The following is a 17,474-nucleotide window of genomic DNA, read 5'->3' as shown; positions in this document are numbered from 1 at the left end:
TTTAAATTTAAAAAGCATTATACGATAAACCCAGACCAAAATAGAATGCTCTTGCTTTTGCCTGACCGTAGAAACCTAAATAGTCGTTCTTTACATCTCTGCTTTGCGGCATTACATAACCACCTGCAACATCCACTCCGAATTTATTAAACTTAAAGCCTAAACCTCCCGTTAAAACAAAAGAATCGAAAGAAGGTGTTTCAGGAATAAAGTTTTCGTCAGAATATGGAGATTCATCATAATAAGCTCCCAAACGACCAAAAATCATATTACTGAAAGCATACTGAGTTCCCAATCTTACTGTTTTTGAATTTTTGAAATTCTTCGGTGCAACTAAAATTGTAGTATCTGCCTGATTTCCGATAGGAGCATTAGCAAAATCCAAAGTCAGCTGACTGTATCTTTCCCAACCATGATAGTTGAAATCTGCAGAAATCAACCATTTCGGAGTTACCTTGTAGGTCATACCAATTGTGTATTCTTCCACCAAAGGTAATGTTGCCGTGAAAGCGTCCTGTCCGTTTGCATTTAACCCTAAAAGTCCGTTTACCGTATTCTGGGCAGGAACCCTGAAAGTTGCTGTTCCTTTTTTAGCCTTCATATCAACCGGCGAACGATATGCAATACTCAGATCAAATTTAGGATCAGGTCTGAAATAGAAACCAAATCCGTAGCCATGTCCAGTTGCTTTATCGTCATTAATATTAACGGTTCCGCCAAACTGAGTTACCGCTTTATCCCAGTCTACTTTTCCTCTTGCATAGATATAACTTGCTCCGAAAGACACCCAATCTGCCATTTTCACAGAAATCATCGGCTGGAAGTAAAAACTTTTCAGCTCAAGCTTCTGCACCATTTCTCTCCCTTCCCAATCATACGGATATTGAATTGTACTTCCGAAAGGCGTAGAAAAACTGAAACCAATCGATAATTTATCAATTGGCTTATAAGCAATCGCCGCATAAATTGGTGTACCAAGAGGGTTATCTGTTTCTGTACTGTTTAAAGTGTTCAAATTCTGAAAAGTAACTTTATTACTTGCTCCGAAACCTCCTGCAACAACACTTAGTTTAGAAGGAATGAATGACATACCTGCCGGATTAAAGAACGCAACACTCGCATCTTCAGCATGAGCACTGGTGTGCGCCATTGCTAATTGCTTTACCCCCTGCAAAGAAACTCTAAAGCCTCCTGCGTAAGACAAAACTCCAGCCAATAAAGCAGTTGATACTAATATTTTTTTCATAGACTATTATTATATACCCAAATATAAAATTATTTTAGATACACCTGTTAATAAATCTTAATATTTTAAACTGACAGCTAAAAGAAAACTATGTTTAAAATAATATTTAACACATAAAATACAATATCTTTTTGAATTACAAACAATTAAATATCTAAAAATCACACATTAATGATTCTGTTTAATATTAAACAATTTGAAAAATTAATATTTAGTACATTTGGAATTGTATAAAGATAAAAATCAATAAATTTGCAAGATTAAACAAATTATAATATGAGTTGTGGATGTAAAACATCCGGCGATTCTGCACATTCTTGCGGAACTAAATCTGCGAATGGCTGTGAAAGTGTAAATACCTGCGGTAATAGTTATAAATTAAGTGTTTTCGATTGGCTGTCTAACGTACAAAATCCTGCGCAAACGAGGTGTGATTTTGTAGAAGTTAGATTTAAAAATGACAGAAAATCGTTTTTTAAGAATGTGAATAACATTCCTTTGCATATAGGTAGCGTAGTAACAGTAGAATCGAGTCCGGGACATGATGTGGGCGTAGTAAGCCTTACAGGAGAATTGGTAAAAATTCAGATGAAGAAAAAAAGATCTTCAGAAGAAAATGCCCTAAAAATATATAGATTGGCCAACCAGAAAGATATTGAGGTTTGGCAGGAAGCAAGAAAGAAAGAGGAAAACGTAAAAATAGAAGCCCGAAAAATTTCGCACCGACTGGGTCTGGAAATGAAGATCACCGATGTGGAATATCAAGGTGACGCTTCTAAAGTAACATTCTATTACACAGCCGATAATCGCGTGGATTTCAGAATGTTGATTAAAGAATATGCCGGAGCTTTTCGCACGAAAATCGATATGAAGCAGATCGGTTTCAGGCAGGAAGCTGCAAAAGTTGGCGGTATCGGCTCTTGCGGAAGGGAACTTTGCTGCTCAACATGGCTTACCGATTTCAGATCGGTCAATACCAACGTTGCAAGATACCAGCAATTAAGCATCAATCCTCAAAAATTGGCAGGACAGTGCGGAAAACTGAAATGCTGTCTGAACTATGAATTAGACAGCTACCTTGATGCTTTGAGCCACTTCCCTTCTTCTTCTACCGTTCTTGATACCGAAAAAGGCAGGGCTTTTTGCATAAAAATCGATGTTTTCAAAAAGAAAATGTGGTTTGCATACGTTGAAAACTCTATGGCCTGGTATGATTTTGATGTCGATTTGGTTAAAAAAATGATTTCAAAAAATAAGAGAGGTGAAAAAACGTTACCTCTCGAAGAACTGAAGCAGCCTGAACTGTCTCTGCCAACCGTAGATTTAATTCAGGAGAACAGTGTTGACCGATTTGAAAAGAAAAAAGGTTTTAATAAGAATAGAAATCAGAATCAAAACAGACCTAACAATAATCAAAATCAGGGACAAAAAAAGAACAGGCCGGAAAGAAATGACAGACCGGAGAGAACAGACAAAGGCGAAAGACAAGAGAGGCCTGTAAGATCTGAAAAATCACAAAAGCCTGTTCAGAACAACAATCAGAAACCTCAAAAAAACCAGCAGCCAAAACCGCAACTGGAAAAAGTAGAGGCTTTAAACAATGATGCTGAAAAAAGGCCTCAGAATCAACCACCCAAAAAGAAGTTCAAAAAGAAATTCCCTCCAAAAAAAGATAATAATGCATAAAATCTCAGGATTTTTTCTCCTTACTTTTTTGGTAAGCTGCAATGCTTCCGAAGAAAACGTTATTATGAACAATGTTGATAATAAATGGGATAAGAAGACCGAACAAAAATTTAATCTTGAAATTTCGGATCCGCAAAATCCTAAAAATCTTATATTTGTTGTAAGAAACAACAACGAATATCCTTACAGCAATATAAGGTTCATTGTAAATCTTACCGATCCTAAAACCAAAGCCAGACAAACTGACACACTGAATTATGTTTTGGCAAAACCAAACGGAGAATGGCTGGGAACAGGATTTGGAGAAGTGAAAGAGACTTTATTTCAGTATAAACTGAATTACAAATTCCCGGAAAAAGGTAATTATGAAATTGCTGTTGCTCAGGCAATGAGAAACGACAACCTTCCGGGAATAGAAGATTTAGGAATAAAAGTAGAAACGGCAAAAACCGTAAGTACAAATGGAACAAAATAAGCAAAATACAGGAAACAAGGGAAAAACCTTCCCGCTTCCTCCTAAAAAGAACCAAAAAAACACAGCCTGGAAAAGGTGGGTGAAATTCATCTGGATTGGTTTGATTGCAGTGGTTTTAGGAATTTCAGGACTTTTCTTTGCCGTTTCCCAGGGTTTTCTTGGCGAAATGCCCGATGTAAAAGAACTTGAAAACCCCGACATTTATGTTGCTTCTGAAATTTATTCTTCAGACGGAGTTCTTTTAGGTAAGTTTGAAAAAGAAAAAACTCAACCGGTTACCTATAAAGATCTGCCTCCTTATTTGATTTATGCTCTTCAGGCAAAAGAGGATGAACGCTTTAAAGAACACTCCGGTATTGATTTGAAATCAATTTTAAGAGCTATCCGATATCAAGGTGATCGTGGTGGAGGTTCTACCATTACCCAACAGCTGGCAAAACTTTTATTTACAAAAGAACCGTCAAGAAACCCGGTAAAAAGAGCAATTCAAAAGCTTAAAGAATGGGTTGTGGCAGTAAGCTTAGAAAAGAGATACACCAAAGAGGAAATCATTACGTTATATTTTAACAAGTTCGATTTCACATACAATGCCAACGGAGTTGAAATGGCGTCTAAAATTTATTTTAATAAATCTACTTCTCAGTTAACTCTTCCTGAAGCAGCGGTTTTTGTATCCATGCTGGAAGCGCCGATAGCAAATAATCCATTAAGAAACCCTGACCGTGCAAAAAGAAGAAGAGATGTTGTATTATCTCAGATGCTTGAAACAGGATATATTGACCAGGCAACTTATGACAAAGCTGTAGCAACTCCAATAACAACAGATTATCATCCTATTAAAAACATTACTGATGATTATTCTGCTTATTATAAGTTTTATTTAAAAAAAGAAATAGATACATATCTTAAAGATTACGAAAAAGAAACAGGAAAACCTTTAAATCTATTTAAAGACGGTTTAAAAATTTATGTAACTCTTGATTCTAAAATGCAGAAATATGCAGAAGAATCAATCAAAGAACATTTAACAGATCTTCAGAAAAGATTTGATGCCGAGCAAAGAGGCAGAAAAAACAGACCATTTTACTATCTGAACGATAAGCAGGTCAATGATGTGATGATGCAGGCTGTAAAGAGAACTGGTCGTTACAAACAGTTGAGCAGAGCCGGAATTTCTGAAGACTCTATCATGATGGAATTCAAAAAGCCTATTAAAATGTCAAGGTTTACTTGGGCGGGAGAAGAAGAAGTAGAAATGAGTCCGTGGGATTCGATCAGATATCACAAACAGATTGCACAGGCTGGTTTAATGTCTATGGTTCCGGGAACAGGTGAAATTAAAGCCTGGGTTGGCGGAATCGATTGGCAACATTTCCAGTACGACCACATCAAACAAGGGAAAAGACAGGTTGGTTCAACCTTCAAACCTTTCGTTTATGCAACTGCGATTATGAAATTAGGCTTAACACCTTGCTCTACCATATCGAATGCTTCTTATCGAAAAGGAAGTTGGAATGTTGTGGGATCTGGAGGATCTTTAACTTTAAAAAATGCATTAGCTCATTCAAAAAACCCTGTTGCGGTAAGATTAGCAGAAATGGTAGGAACTCAGAGTGTAATACAAACTGCACGAGATCTAGGAGTTACTGAAGAAATTTCTACCAGTTTACCAATGGCACTTGGTTCATCAGATATCACAATTTATGAGATGTTGGGAGCTTACAGTACGTTTGCCAATTACGGAAATTACAACAAACCTGAAATGATCTGGAGAATTGAAGATGTGAACGGAAGAGTAATCAAAGAAGTCATTTCTGAACCTAAAGAAGTAATGAATCCTAATTACGCCTACACCATGATTGAACTAATGAAAGGTGTTGCTGAATTTGGAACCGCATCTGGGGAATTAGGAAGAAGAGGAATTTCAAAAGCGGTAGAAATTGCCGGCAAAACAGGAACAACTCAAAACAACTCAGACGGTTGGTTTATGGGAATTACTCCAAAATTAGCAACCGGAGCATGGGTTGGTTGGGAAGACAGAGCAACTCACTTCTACGGAACCGGTGAAGGTCAGGGTGCGAAAATGGCGCTTCCGATCTGGGCAATTTTCATGAAAAAAGTCTGGGCCGATAAAAGTTTGAAAATATCACCTGACGATAAATTCGTAAAACCCCTTGACTGGAAAGACGGATGCAGTAATCTTCAGGGGCTTGGAGGCGGATATGGTGACGATGGTGGACTTCAGACTATTGATGACTTAAAAAATCCTCGTCCCGCAGAACCAAGCGGTCCGAAAAATCCAGGCAAAAAAGAAGACAACGTTAATGACCATCTTAATACCGGTGAAGACATTGACTTTAACAAATAAAATTCTTTATGATAATTATAAGACCTTTCAATTATTGAGAGGTCTTTTTTTGTTTTCAGTTTAATATCTTTGAAATATGAATATTGATAAAATTACTCAACCTTTCATTGATGTTTTTCCTGGAGACTTCTCAGGAAACCCAATGCAGAGAAATACGCCCAAAGTTCTTTTTTCAACAGTTAATCCGGTCGGTTTTAATAATCCTGAATTAATTGTTTTTAATGAAAAACTTTCAGAAGAAATAGGTTTGGGAAAATTTAATGAAGTTGACATTAATTTTCTAACGGCAACCAATCTACCGGAAAATATAAAAACTTACGCAACAGCCTACGCAGGACACCAGTTCGGTAACTGGGCGGGTCAGTTAGGCGACGGACGAGCAATTCTTGCCGGGGAAATCACTAATGAAGCCGGAGAAAAAAATGAAATTCAATGGAAAGGAGCAGGAGCAACACCTTACTCCCGTCATGCAGATGGAAGAGCCGTTCTAAGATCCTCTGTTCGGGAATATCTGATGAGTGAAGCAATGCATCATTTAGGAATTCCTACCACCAGAGCTCTTAGCTTATCATTTACAGGAGAAAATGTAGTTCGTGATATGATGTATAGCGGAAATCCTCAGGAGGAAAAAGGGGCAGTGATTATCAGAACGGCTGAAAGTTTTCTCCGCTTTGGACATTTTGAATTGATGTCTGCCCAAAAAGAAATTAACACACTGATTGATCTTGCTGATTTCACTATTGAAAATTATTTTAAAGATATTAAATCTGAAGGCGAACAAAAATACAAAGAGTTTTTCACTGAAGTTTGCAAAAGAACAGCCGATTTAATGGTGGAATGGTTCAGAGTCGGATTTGTACACGGCGTAATGAATACCGATAATATGTCGGTTTTAGGTTTAACAATTGATTACGGACCATATTCAATGATGGATGAATATGATCTAAATTTTACCCCAAATACCACCGATCTTCCCGGAAGAAGATATGCTTTTGGTAAACAGGGACAAATCTCACAATGGAATCTGTGGCAACTGGCCAATGCCCTTTTCCCGATAATAAAAGATGAAAAATTTCTTGAAGATACGTTAAATAATTACGGAAATTATTTTTGGGAAACACATGATCAAATGCTTTGTCGGAAATTTGGTTTTGATGATTTTAAAAAGGATGATGAGGAATTTTTCACCAATTGGCAGGCTTTAATGCAGGAATTACAATTTGATTATACTTTATTCTTTAATCAATTGGAGAAGCTCGATGAAAATTCAGATTTCAAAACTCTTTTCTCAACAGTTTCGTACGGATTTTTAGAGGATTCAAAAGTTAAAAAACTTGAACACTTTCTTTTATCATATCAGTTAAGATTAAAAGAAAATACCGTTTCGAAAGAAGAATCATTAAATTTAATGAGAGAGACAAACCCTAAGTTTATTCTTAGAAATTACCTTCTTTATGAATGTATTGAAGAAATCAACAACGGAAAAACCGAGATGCTCGAAAAACTTACCCAAGCTTTAGAAAATCCGTATAAAGAAGTCTTTCCTGAATTTTCAGTGAAAAGACCTTCTGGTTATGATGATGTTTCGGGATGCTCGATGTTGTCTTGTAGTTCATAAATCAATTTCTATAAAATAAATTCAAAACATCAAAAAAAATCACTATATTTAGAAAAAAATTACATGAAAAAAATTCTACTTTCTTTAGCACTAACATCAGCTTTTTTTGGAAATGCACAAACCTTAATCTCTGAAAATTTTGAAGGAGCAACATTTCCACCAAATGGGTGGACAATATCATCAACAGTTTCATCTAGACCTTGGCAATTAACTAATAGTTTTCCAACCAGCACATCAGGTTTTCTTATTTCAGGTACAAAATCAGCAGGTGTAGATTACATTGCACAATCAAATACGGCTAATCTTGTTAGCCCATCATTTACTTTAGTAGGAGCGTCTAATCCCGTACTAAAATTCAAAGTAAAAGTCGGATGGTCTTACATGATAGATGATGATTATGGCGATTTACTTGCACAAATCTCTACAGACGGAGGTTCTACATGGGTAACTCTTTGGGACGAAGATACCGAACCCGGTTTTACAGACGATGGTGATGGAAACCCCGATACAGATTTATACAATACAGTATCTGTTGAAAAAAGCTTAAGCACATATATTGGTCAGTCAAATGTAAAAATTAGATTTTCATATGTAGCAGATGATGCAGATGCTATTTCAATTGATGATATTGAGGTTTTAGCAGCTAATCTATCTACAAGCGAAGTTTCAAAATCAAAAACAAGTGTTTTCCCTAATCCAACAAAAGGAGAAATTAACATCAAAACCGATAAGAAAATAAAATCAACATCAGTTCTAGATCTTTCAGGAAAAGTAATTTCAAGAGGAAATTCAGAAAAAGTTAATTTAAATTCAGTTACAAAAGGAACCTATTTATTACAAATAGAATTTACTGACGGTAGCACAAAAACCGAAAAAATCATAAAAGATTAAATAATCATTTTTAATATTGTCAAAAACCCATCTTTTCAGATGGGTTTTTTATTTTACTTTTGCAAAAAATATAATTCGTGTCATTCAAATCTAAATTTTTAAACTTTTTTAAAATTATTTTTCCGTCTTCATGGGCAGAATTAGGCATATTCATATTCTTTCTAATTGCTTACGGAGTTTTCGGAACTTATTTGGCTCAGCATTACCGTATTATTTTTGATGCAAGAATTCCCTGGGACGGATATTTCAGTTTTGATAACAAAGCCATCGTCATGAGCGGCGGAAGTTTTGAAAGACACCCACTTTCTTATTATTTTTTTAATTGGATTCGCGAACTGGCATTTTATATTTCTGGTGGGAAAACCGGAAGTAATTTCAGACTTACCTTAGCGTGGCTGAGTAATATTACAATCAGTTTAAGTTTAATTCAGATCTATAAATATTTAAAAAATATCATCCAGCTTCCTATTGGCTTAAATATTTTGATTGTTGCTTTTTTCAGTATTTTCTCAACCAATATTTTGCTTTCTTTTACTCCGGAAACTTACACCTACACTCTATTTTTACTGGTTTTATTTAATTATTATACTGCAATAAAATTGAAAAAAGATAAAAAAATTGCAGGCTCAGCTTTGGTTTTAGCAGGAGTCACTATTGGTGGATTAACGGTTACCAATATTGTAAAAGTTTTCATCCCTATTGCATTTGAGAAAGGTCTTTTTAAAAGCTGGAAAAAATTCGGAAATGCCGTTTTCAGAGTTTTAATTATGTGTGCAACATTTATTGGTCTATATCTTTACCGGATTGATTTTAAATACACCAATATCCTGTCTAAATCAGGAGAACAATATGAAAAGTTCTCTAATGTAAAATCAACTCCGACATGGGATATGATCTACTCCTATTTTTTTGGCGGAAGCATTCTTTTTCCAAGCTTTTTTATCCGTGAAAAGCACAACATGAAAGGTTTTTATTATAAAGCCCTCTTCATGGATGTCTATACTTCTCTAGCTCCGTATATTTTTATTGGATTATTACTGACTTTAGTACTTTGGAGTTATTTTAAAAATTTTAAAAATAAACTTGTTCAGGTTTTAATGCTTTCTATGCTTGTTGATGTTTTAATCCACTGTGTTTTCAGGTTTGGACTTCACACTTCATATATTTACGGCGGTCACTTTGTTTTTGTATTTCCGCTTATGTTGGGATGGCTGTTTTTTTCGTACAGAAATTCGCCGAAGATGATGTCATTTATGACAGTTTTGATGGGAATCATGTTCATTTTTCTACTCTTTAACAATTACGTCAGAATGTGGGAGTTTTATGATTTTGTTAACCAATATTACAGATAAAAAAGGCTGAGAATTAATTTTCTCAGCCTTTAATTTTTTATTTAAATAATATCATTTTGCCTCTACACAGAATACTCTGTACTGAACCGGCAAAGCGGACTTAAAATATTCTTTTACACGCGCCAAATCTCCAGCAGCACTTTGTTTTGAGAAATAACTTCCTGCTAATATTTTATAATTTGGTCTCAACGAAGCATCCACTTCAACCTTCAGATTTGGAAATCTTTTTCTGAAGTAAGCCTTCACTTCATTAGCTTCATCATTACTTTTTACAGTCGTAATCTGAATTTTATAACCCAGAATCTTTGGGTTTTTTCTACAGATTTCGGCATTCGTTAATTCTCTGCTCGGAACATAAATTTTTGTAGGTTTTGAAGGAACATCGTCATCAGTTCCTGTAGAAATTTTGTTGGAAGCAACTTTTGCACACCGGTCTTCAACTGCGTCCAAAGCATCACTTACACGAGAATCCATGGTAATCGTAAGTTCTGTGCCGGAAAGTGTATCTTTCTTTACAACCTGCTGTGCTTCAATTGTATAAAAACCAAAAAAAGATAATGTCGAAAATATTTTGATGAAATTTCTCATTTAAACTTGTTTCAGCAAATTTATAATAAATAAAAAAAACCAGCAAATGCAGTTATTTAGAATAGTTACAAATTAAACACATATGACATTTTACCTTTTGTTAAAGCCGTTAAATTCTTCTTAAAAATATTATTTTTGCGGAATTGATTACATATTCAATATTTACTAACATAAGATAATTTAAATGATTAGTTGGAGAAAGCATTATAAAAAAGGGCTGATTGCGATAGGTTTATTGCTATCAACAAGTGCTTCAATTTACGGGCAAGACGGCGATCCTAAAAATGGTGAGAAACTTTTTAAGGCAAACTGTACGGCATGTCACGCTTTAGACAAACAGGTTGTAGGACCGGCACTGAAAGGTGTGGTAGACAGGCTGAAAACTGAGCAGGGACTTGATACAGACTGGCTTCATAAGTGGATTAAAGACAACAAAGCACTTAGAGCTTCAGGTGATAAGTATGCTAATGAGGTGTTTGAAAAATTCAATAAGACTGAAATGCAGGTCTTTCCTAATCTTACAGATAAGGATATTGATGACATTTTAGCTTACACAACAAATCCTCCTGCTGAAGAGCCTAAAACTGATGCTAAAGCAACGGCTGCGAACACTGTTGCAGCGCCACAAAACAACAATACAACTTCTAGTATTGTAATCATTTCACTTATTGCTATTGCTGGTTTATTGGTTTGGATTTTAATCAAACTTAGACAATTGGTAAAATTGGGTCAGTCAGAAGATTTGGCAGGGCTTAATGAAACAAGAGTTAAATCTTTCAGCGAAATCTATGCAAAATACCATTATATCGGAAAAGGATTGCTTGCAATTCTGGCTATCTTAGCAACTTACGGTATCTGGAACTGGATCATGTGGATCGGTGTTTACAAAGGATATAAGCCTGAGCAACCTATCTACTTCTCTCACAAAATTCACGCTGGAGAACAGAAAATCGACTGTCAGCTTTGTCACTCAAGTGCTAAATACGGTAAAGTATCTGAAATTCCTTCTATGAACGTTTGTATGAACTGTCACAGAACTATTTCTGAGTACAATGCAGATCATTACATGGAGCCAGGAAAAGATAAAGCATTCTACGACGGAGAAATCCAGAAAATCTATGCTGCAACAGGATGGGATCCTGCAAAACAACAGTACACAGGAAAAACTCAGCCGGTTGAATGGACAAGAATCCACAATATGCCTGATTTCGTTTACTTCAACCACTCTCAACACGTAGTTGCTGGTGAACAAGCAATTATCAACTCATTCAACAAGAAAAACCCTGACAACAAAATCGACGTAGTTTGTAAAGCTTGTCACGGAAAAATCGATACAATGAATGTTGTACAAATGGCAAACGATTTCACTATGGGATGGTGTATCGAATGTCACAGAACAACTGAAGTTGATATGAACAACGGTTATAATAAAGAATACTTCAAAAATCTACACGAGAAGCTTAAAAAGCAATACCCGAAAGATGGTGGTAAGATCACTGTAGATGCAATTGGAGGTCTTGAGTGTGGTAAATGTCATTATTAATAACTAAAAAATTAGAAGTATAAATGGCTTCAAACAAAATACAATTTAGAAGTATTCACGAACTTAAAGACCCTGCCTTAAACGGTAAGCTGGCTCTTAAAGAGTTCCAAGAAGAAATTCCGGTAGAAGATTTCCTAGAGGGTGCTGAGAAAACAGAATCCAGCACTTCCAGAAGAGACTTCCTAAAGTTATTAGGTTTCTCTACAGCAGCAGTTACTCTGGCTGCGTGTGAAGCTCCGGTAATTAAAACAATTCCTTATGTAGTAAAACCTCACGATATTATTCCTGGGATTCCTAACTACTACGCTTCAACATATTTTGACGGTTTCGACTTTGCAAGTGTTTTGGTTAAAACAAGAGAAGGAAGACCGATTAAAATCGAACCAAACCCGGCAGCTGGTGATTTAGGTAAAACTAACGCAAGAGCTCAGGCAGCTGTACTTTCACTTTACGATAACGATAAAGTGAAGCAGCCAAAACTTGACGGGAAAGACGAAACTTTCGATAAAGTAGATGATTTCGTTATTAAAGGATTAAACGAAGCTCAGGCTTCAGGTAAAAAAATTGTTCTTTTATCTCAGTCTTTCGCTTCGCCTACATTCAAAAAATTGTTTGCTGAATTTAAAGCAAAATATCCTACCGCTGAACTGGTAACTTACGATGCTTTCCCATATTCTGCAGCGTTAGATGCGGCTCAGGAAGTGTTCGGAACAAGAGCTTTACCTGTTTACGACCTTAAAGGTTCTGAATTGGTTGTAGCTTTCCAGGCTGATTTCTTAGGAGATTACAATGCTGCAAGCTTAGAAACTTCTTATGCAGCGGCAAGAGTTCCGGGAGCAACAATGTTGAGACACATTCAGGTTGAATCTAATATGTCTTTAACAGGTGCAAACGCTGATACAAGAATCAGATTAAAGCCAAGTGCAGTAAACAAAACTTTGGTTGAAGTTTACAATGCAATCGTCGGAGGTGGTTCTTCAGATAAAACAGCTAACGAAATCGCTAAAGAATTACAGGCTAAAGGCAGCAAAGCGGTTGTTTTTGCTGACGGTTCTAAAGGTGCACAGGTTTTAGCACATTTAATTAACCAAAAATTAGGTTCAGTAGCTTTCACGGGTAAAGCTAACTTCCTAAAAGAATTTGATAAAGCAAGATTCCAGGAATTTTTAGGATGGGTAAACGGCGGACAGGTTGGTGTTTTGATTACCAACAATGTAGACCCGATTTATTCTCACCACAAAGGTCAGGACTTCAAAAAAGCAATTGCTAAAGTTCCTTATGTAATTGCAATTACAGATAAAAAGAATGACATGTATAAAGCAGCGAAAGCTGTAATTCCTGTAGCCAACTGGCTAGAATCTTGGGGTGATATGGAACCTCAGACAGGTGTTTATACATTAATGCAGCCAACAATCCAGAAAATCTACAAATCAAGACAGATTGAAGAATCTTTATTGGTGTGGAAAAATGGTAAAAACAATGCTGCCAACAATTATTATGATTATTTAAAAGCCAACGCTTCCACATTACTTGGAGGAACATCTTTTAACAAAGCTTTATATAATGGTGTGGTAGCTTCTGCTAATGCAACAACATTATCTTACGCTGGTGGAAACGCTCAACAAGCTGTTGCGGAATTGGCAAACTTCAAGGCTTCAGACTTAGAATTGGTACTTTATACCAAAACTTCAATAGGAGACGGAACTCAGGCAAACAACCCATGGTTGCAGGAATTACCAGATCCATTGACAAGAATGTCTTGGGACAACTACCTTACAATTTCTCCTAAAGATGCTGAAAGATTAGGAATAGAAAACGATCTAAATGCAAGAATGCAGTTGGACGGTTCTATTGTAAATCTTACGGTAAACGGAGTTAAAATAGAAAACGTTCCTGTATTCATCCAGCCTGGACAAGCTGACGGATCTGTTGGCCTTGCTTTAGGATACGGTAAAAAAGATTCGGGAGCAACTGCAGAAACTGGGGTAAATGCTTATCCTTTATTTGATGGTTCAAACTTGGTAGTTTCAAATGTTTCTATTGAAAAAACTGGTGAAGATCATGAGTTTGCAGGTATTCAGCTTCAGAATACATTAATGGGTCGTTATGATATTGCTAAAGAAGTTCCTTTATCTGACTTTATTAATGTACCGTTTGATGACGAGCATAAAGGTTGGAACAAGCCATTGGAATATCATACAATCAGCGGGGCTCTTCCGGCAGGTAAAATTGATCTTTGGGATGCGTTTGATGATACTGACGGTCCTCACTTCAACTTATCTGTAGACTTGAACTCTTGTACGGGTTGTGGAGCATGTATTATTGCTTGTCAGGCAGAAAACAACGTTCCTGTAGTAGGTAAAGAAGAGATCAGAATGTCTAGAGATATGTACTGGTTGAGAATCGACCGTTACTATTCTGCTACTCAGAAAGTGACTACTTACGATGGATTAAAAGAAGGAATGGCGGTGCCTGAACTTTACGGAACTGCATTTGGCGGCGAAGGAGCATTAAATAATCCTGCCGAGAATCCGGATGTAATCTTCCAGCCGGTAATGTGTCAGCACTGTAACCACGCTCCATGTGAAACAGTTTGTCCGGTAGCGGCAACTTCACACGGTAAGCAGGGACAAAACCATATGGCTTACAACAGATGTATCGGTACAAGATATTGTGCTAACAACTGTCCGTACAAAGTAAGACGTTTCAACTGGTTTACATATAATCTGAACGATCGTTTCGATTTCAATATGAATAACGATCTTGGAAGAATGGTTCTTAATCCGGATGTTGTTGTAAGAACAAGAGGGGTTATGGAGAAATGTTCAATGTGTATCCAAATGACTCAGGCTACAATTCTTGAGGCTAAAAAGGAGAACAGAGTAGTGAAAGACGGAGAGTTCCAGGTAGCGTGTGCGAAAGCTTGTTCTACAGGTTCACTTCAGTTTGGAGACATGAATGACAAAGAATCTCACGTTAGAAAATTATATTCTGACAACAGAAGATATCATTTACTTGAAGAGATCGGAACCAAGCCAAACGTGTTCTATCACACTAAAGTAAGAAACAGAGTAGAAAAATAAAGTTTAAATAATAAATAGGTAAAAAATGTCAGGACATTACGAAGCTCCGATAAGGGAACCTCTAATTATTGGTCACAAAACTTATCACGATATCACAGAAGATATTGCACGACCTATCGAAGAAAGAGCAGGTAAATTATGGTGGGTATCACTATACGCAGCCTTAGTTCTATTCATCTATGGATTCGGATGTATCGCCTACACTATCGGAACAGGTATTGGAGCATGGGGGCTTAACAGAACTATTAACTGGGGTTGGGATATCACCAACTTCGTATGGTGGGTAGGTATCGGTCACGCCGGAACACTTATCTCCGCAGTATTATTATTATTTAGACAGAGATGGAGAATGTCTGTAAACAGATCTGCAGAGGCAATGACAATCTTTGCGGTTGTACAGGCAGCAATCTTCCCGGTAATTCACATGGGTAGAGTTTGGGTAGGATATTGGGTATTTCCTCTTCCTAACCAATTCGGTTCTCTTTGGGGGAACTTCAACTCTCCTCTACTTTGGGACGTATTTGCGATCTCTACGTATTTCTCAGTATCAACGGTATTCTGGTTCATGGGATTAATCCCTGACTTTGCCATGATCAGAGATAGAGCAAAAACTCCTTGGACTAAGAAGATTTATACTTTCCTTGCATTCGGTTGGGGTGGTAAAGCAAAACACTGGCAAAGATTCGAAGAACTTTCTTTGGTTCTTGCAGGGTTGGCAACGCCACTTGTATTCTCAGTACACACGACCGTATCTTTTGACTTCGCAACGTCGGTTATTAAAGGATGGCACTCTACAATCTACCCTCCTTACTTCGTTGCCGGTGCGATCTTCTCAGGATTTGCAATGGTACAAACACTATTGTTAGTTGCTAGAAAAGTATGTCACCTTGAAGACTACATCACCATGTATCATATCGAAATTATGAACATCGTAATCATCTTGACTGGTGGTATGGTAACTGTAGCTTATGCAACTGAATATTTCATCGGATGGTATTCTGGTTCAAGATATGAAGACTTTACGTATCTTTCTCCAGGTGCTGCTGTTGGACCTTACTGGTGGGCATTCTGGTCGTTGATTATCTGTAACCTTGTTGTTCCAGCTTCATTCTGGTTCAAGAGATTAAGAACAAATATTATCTGGACTTTCATCGTTGCATTAATCATCAACATCGGTATGTGGTTTGAGCGTTTTGATATCATCGTAATCAACCTTTCAAGAGACTACTTGCCAGGTTCATGGACGATGTTTAAGCCAACAATCATTGACGTGGGTGTATATTTAGGAACAATCGGATTCTTCTCTGTATTATTCTTATTATATGCAAGAACATTCCCTGTAATTGCGCAGGCCGAATTAAAATCGATTTTGAAAATCTCAGGTGAAACTTATAAAGCAAAAGAAGGAGATGAGCACCACTAAAATTGTATACGGACTTTATGCTGACGACGACGATTTGATGAACGGCGTTAAAGCATTCAACGATAAAGGAATCGCTATTAACGAGGTTTATACTCCGTTTCCGGTTCACGGACTTGACAAGGCTTTAGGTTTAAAGAAAACCAGAATTTCTGATGCTGCTTTTATTTATGCTTTATATGGTGTGAGTATCGGTGCTACAGTTACTTGGTACGTAATGAACCACGACTGGCCTCAGAATATAGGTGGTAAACCGGCTTTCGACTGGGCACACAATATGCCCGCATTCGTAGTTCCAATGTTTGAATTAATGGTATTCTGTGCAGCACACATGATGTCTTTAACTTTCTTGGTTAGAAACAAAATGTATCCGGGTGCTCCGGCTCAGAATCCTGATCCGAGAACTACTGATGATAAATTCCTTATGGAATTTGTAACTGATGATGTAGAATCTGTAAAACAGTTGCTAATAGAAACAGGAGTAGAAGAAATAACCGTTAAAGATGCTTAAAATGAAGAAAAATATTTTAAAAATTACAGCGGTTTTAGGTTTAACTACAGTTTTACTTAATTCTTGCGGACCGAATGAAAATGCACCTTTAGTTTACTTCCCGGATATGTATTTCCCAGTGGCATACGATCCTTTGATGAAAGCTCAGGATGCCTATTCAGATCATGAAAATGAAATTCCTGCATTCGTAAAAAATAACGGTGCAACTGGTCTTTCTCCTGTAGAAGGTTCGGTGGCTCAAAATAAAGATGGTGTGTTTGAGGAAAGTAAACTTCCAAAGACACCGGATGAGTACAACGCTGGTTACGATGCTTCAAAAGGAATTACTGCATCTCCGTTAAACCCTGCAAACGCAGCAAAAGATATTGAGAGAGGTAAAATGCTTTTTGATCGTACTTGTTCAGCCTGCCACGGAACTGGTGGTGACGGTCAGGGACCAATTGTACAGAGTGGAGCTTATTCTGGTGTACCAAATTATGCAGACAGAGAAATCACTGTAGGATCTGTACACTATGTATTAACGAACGGTAGAAATGCGATGGGATCTTATGCTGGTCAGTTAAGTGCTGGTGACAGATGGAGAGTTGCAATGTATGTAATGAATGCTTTCAAAAAGAATGCGGCTCCGGCTGCTGCTGCAACTCCTGCAACTTCTGATGCGAAAACAGAAACTACCGAAACTAAAAAATAAGA

Annotated in this window: 13 protein-coding genes; 11 read left to right on the top strand and 2 right to left on the bottom strand. The window is 36.9% G+C overall.

The window, feature by feature from the left end; all coding sequences use genetic code 11:
* Positions 1-7: 7 nt before the first annotated feature.
* Complete coding sequence (locus tag ACR1PN_RS08215) at positions 8-1,246, bottom strand: OmpP1/FadL family transporter (RefSeq protein WP_433979639.1); 1,239 nt, start codon at positions 1,244-1,246, stop codon at positions 8-10.
* A 276-nt stretch (positions 1,247-1,522) separates the two neighbouring features.
* Between ACR1PN_RS08215 and ACR1PN_RS08210 the strand changes: the two genes are divergently transcribed.
* The 6 genes from ACR1PN_RS08210 to ACR1PN_RS08185 all read left to right on the top strand — a co-directional run bounded on the left by ACR1PN_RS08210 (position 1,523) and on the right by ACR1PN_RS08185 (position 9,636).
* Positions 1,523-2,932: a PSP1 domain-containing protein gene (locus ACR1PN_RS08210; RefSeq protein ID WP_433979638.1), complete on the top strand. Its 1,410-nt coding sequence runs from the start codon at positions 1,523-1,525 to the stop codon at positions 2,930-2,932.
* Positions 2,925-3,407, top strand: a complete 483-nt coding sequence (locus ACR1PN_RS08205; protein WP_378176048.1) for a gliding motility lipoprotein GldH — start codon at positions 2,925-2,927, stop codon at positions 3,405-3,407. The genes ACR1PN_RS08210 and ACR1PN_RS08205 overlap by 8 nt, the downstream gene beginning before the upstream one ends.
* A complete protein-coding gene (locus tag ACR1PN_RS08200) occupies positions 3,394-5,775 on the top strand; it encodes a penicillin-binding protein 1A (RefSeq protein ID WP_378176044.1) in 2,382 nt (793 codons plus the stop codon). The genes ACR1PN_RS08205 and ACR1PN_RS08200 overlap by 14 nt, the downstream gene beginning before the upstream one ends.
* A gap of 76 nt (positions 5,776-5,851) precedes the next feature.
* Positions 5,852-7,393, top strand: a complete 1,542-nt coding sequence (locus tag ACR1PN_RS08195; protein WP_433979637.1) for a protein adenylyltransferase SelO — start codon at positions 5,852-5,854, stop codon at positions 7,391-7,393.
* A 63-nt stretch (positions 7,394-7,456) separates the two neighbouring features.
* Entirely contained in the window at positions 7,457-8,284 is an 828-nt protein-coding gene (locus ACR1PN_RS08190) for a T9SS type A sorting domain-containing protein (protein ID WP_433979636.1), read from the top strand.
* Positions 8,285-8,361: 77 nt separating this feature from the next.
* Positions 8,362-9,636 carry a DUF6080 domain-containing protein gene (locus ACR1PN_RS08185; protein ID WP_433979635.1) on the top strand — a complete coding sequence of 425 codons (1,275 nt, stop codon included), beginning with the start codon at positions 8,362-8,364 and terminating at the stop codon, positions 9,634-9,636.
* Positions 9,637-9,687: 51 nt separating this feature from the next.
* On the opposite strand, the gene ACR1PN_RS08180 is transcribed toward ACR1PN_RS08185, so the two are convergent.
* On the bottom strand, positions 9,688-10,224 hold the full coding sequence (locus tag ACR1PN_RS08180) for an SPOR domain-containing protein (protein WP_433979634.1): 537 nt from the start codon (positions 10,222-10,224) through the stop codon (positions 9,688-9,690).
* A 184-nt stretch (positions 10,225-10,408) separates the two neighbouring features.
* Between ACR1PN_RS08180 and ACR1PN_RS08175 the strand changes: the two genes are divergently transcribed.
* The 5 genes from ACR1PN_RS08175 to ACR1PN_RS08155 are packed head-to-tail and all read left to right on the top strand — an operon-like array spanning position 10,409 to position 17,472.
* Complete coding sequence (locus ACR1PN_RS08175) at positions 10,409-11,767, top strand: c-type cytochrome (protein ID WP_378176029.1); 1,359 nt, start codon at positions 10,409-10,411, stop codon at positions 11,765-11,767.
* 23 nt (positions 11,768-11,790) lie between these two features.
* Positions 11,791-14,850 carry a TAT-variant-translocated molybdopterin oxidoreductase gene (locus ACR1PN_RS08170; protein WP_433979633.1) on the top strand — a complete coding sequence of 1,020 codons (3,060 nt, stop codon included), beginning with the start codon at positions 11,791-11,793 and terminating at the stop codon, positions 14,848-14,850.
* 25 nt (positions 14,851-14,875) lie between these two features.
* Positions 14,876-16,273: an NrfD/PsrC family molybdoenzyme membrane anchor subunit gene (gene nrfD / locus ACR1PN_RS08165; protein ID WP_378176022.1), complete on the top strand. Its 1,398-nt coding sequence runs from the start codon at positions 14,876-14,878 to the stop codon at positions 16,271-16,273.
* Positions 16,260-16,781, top strand: a complete 522-nt coding sequence (locus ACR1PN_RS08160; protein ID WP_378176018.1) for a DUF3341 domain-containing protein — start codon at positions 16,260-16,262, stop codon at positions 16,779-16,781. Before nrfD ends, ACR1PN_RS08160 begins: the two co-directional genes overlap by 14 nt.
* Positions 16,774-17,472, top strand: a complete 699-nt coding sequence (locus tag ACR1PN_RS08155; RefSeq protein ID WP_433979632.1) for a c-type cytochrome — start codon at positions 16,774-16,776, stop codon at positions 17,470-17,472. Before ACR1PN_RS08160 ends, ACR1PN_RS08155 begins: the two co-directional genes overlap by 8 nt.
* Positions 17,473-17,474 lie beyond the last annotated feature (2 nt).

Source organism: Chryseobacterium sp. RLHN22, from assembly GCF_051011795.1.
GTDB classification, from domain to species: domain Bacteria; phylum Bacteroidota; class Bacteroidia; order Flavobacteriales; family Weeksellaceae; genus Chryseobacterium; species Chryseobacterium zhengzhouense.
This window is presented reverse-complemented; position numbering and strand designations above follow the sequence as displayed.

Bases quoted from the DNA above. Each gene is read 5' to 3' on its own strand.
- ACR1PN_RS08155 (WP_433979632.1), top strand. From the start codon at position 16,774: ATGCTTAAAATGAAGAAAAATATTTTAAAAATTACAGCGGTTTTAGGT.
- ACR1PN_RS08210 (WP_433979638.1), top strand. From the start codon at position 1,523: ATGAGTTGTGGATGTAAAACATCCGGCGATTCTGCACATTCTTGCGGA.
- ACR1PN_RS08195 (WP_433979637.1), top strand. From the start codon at position 5,852: ATGAATATTGATAAAATTACTCAACCTTTCATTGATGTTTTTCCTGGA.
- ACR1PN_RS08205 (WP_378176048.1), top strand. From the start codon at position 2,925: ATGCATAAAATCTCAGGATTTTTTCTCCTTACTTTTTTGGTAAGCTGC.
- ACR1PN_RS08200 (WP_378176044.1), top strand. From the start codon at position 3,394: ATGGAACAAAATAAGCAAAATACAGGAAACAAGGGAAAAACCTTCCCG.
- ACR1PN_RS08190 (WP_433979636.1), top strand. From the start codon at position 7,457: ATGAAAAAAATTCTACTTTCTTTAGCACTAACATCAGCTTTTTTTGGA.
- ACR1PN_RS08160 (WP_378176018.1), top strand. From the start codon at position 16,260: ATGAGCACCACTAAAATTGTATACGGACTTTATGCTGACGACGACGAT.
- ACR1PN_RS08215 (WP_433979639.1), bottom strand. From the start codon at position 1,246: ATGAAAAAAATATTAGTATCAACTGCTTTATTGGCTGGAGTTTTGTCT.
- ACR1PN_RS08175 (WP_378176029.1), top strand. From the start codon at position 10,409: ATGATTAGTTGGAGAAAGCATTATAAAAAAGGGCTGATTGCGATAGGT.
- nrfD (WP_378176022.1), top strand. From the start codon at position 14,876: ATGTCAGGACATTACGAAGCTCCGATAAGGGAACCTCTAATTATTGGT.
- ACR1PN_RS08180 (WP_433979634.1), bottom strand. From the start codon at position 10,224: ATGAGAAATTTCATCAAAATATTTTCGACATTATCTTTTTTTGGTTTT.
- ACR1PN_RS08170 (WP_433979633.1), top strand. From the start codon at position 11,791: ATGGCTTCAAACAAAATACAATTTAGAAGTATTCACGAACTTAAAGAC.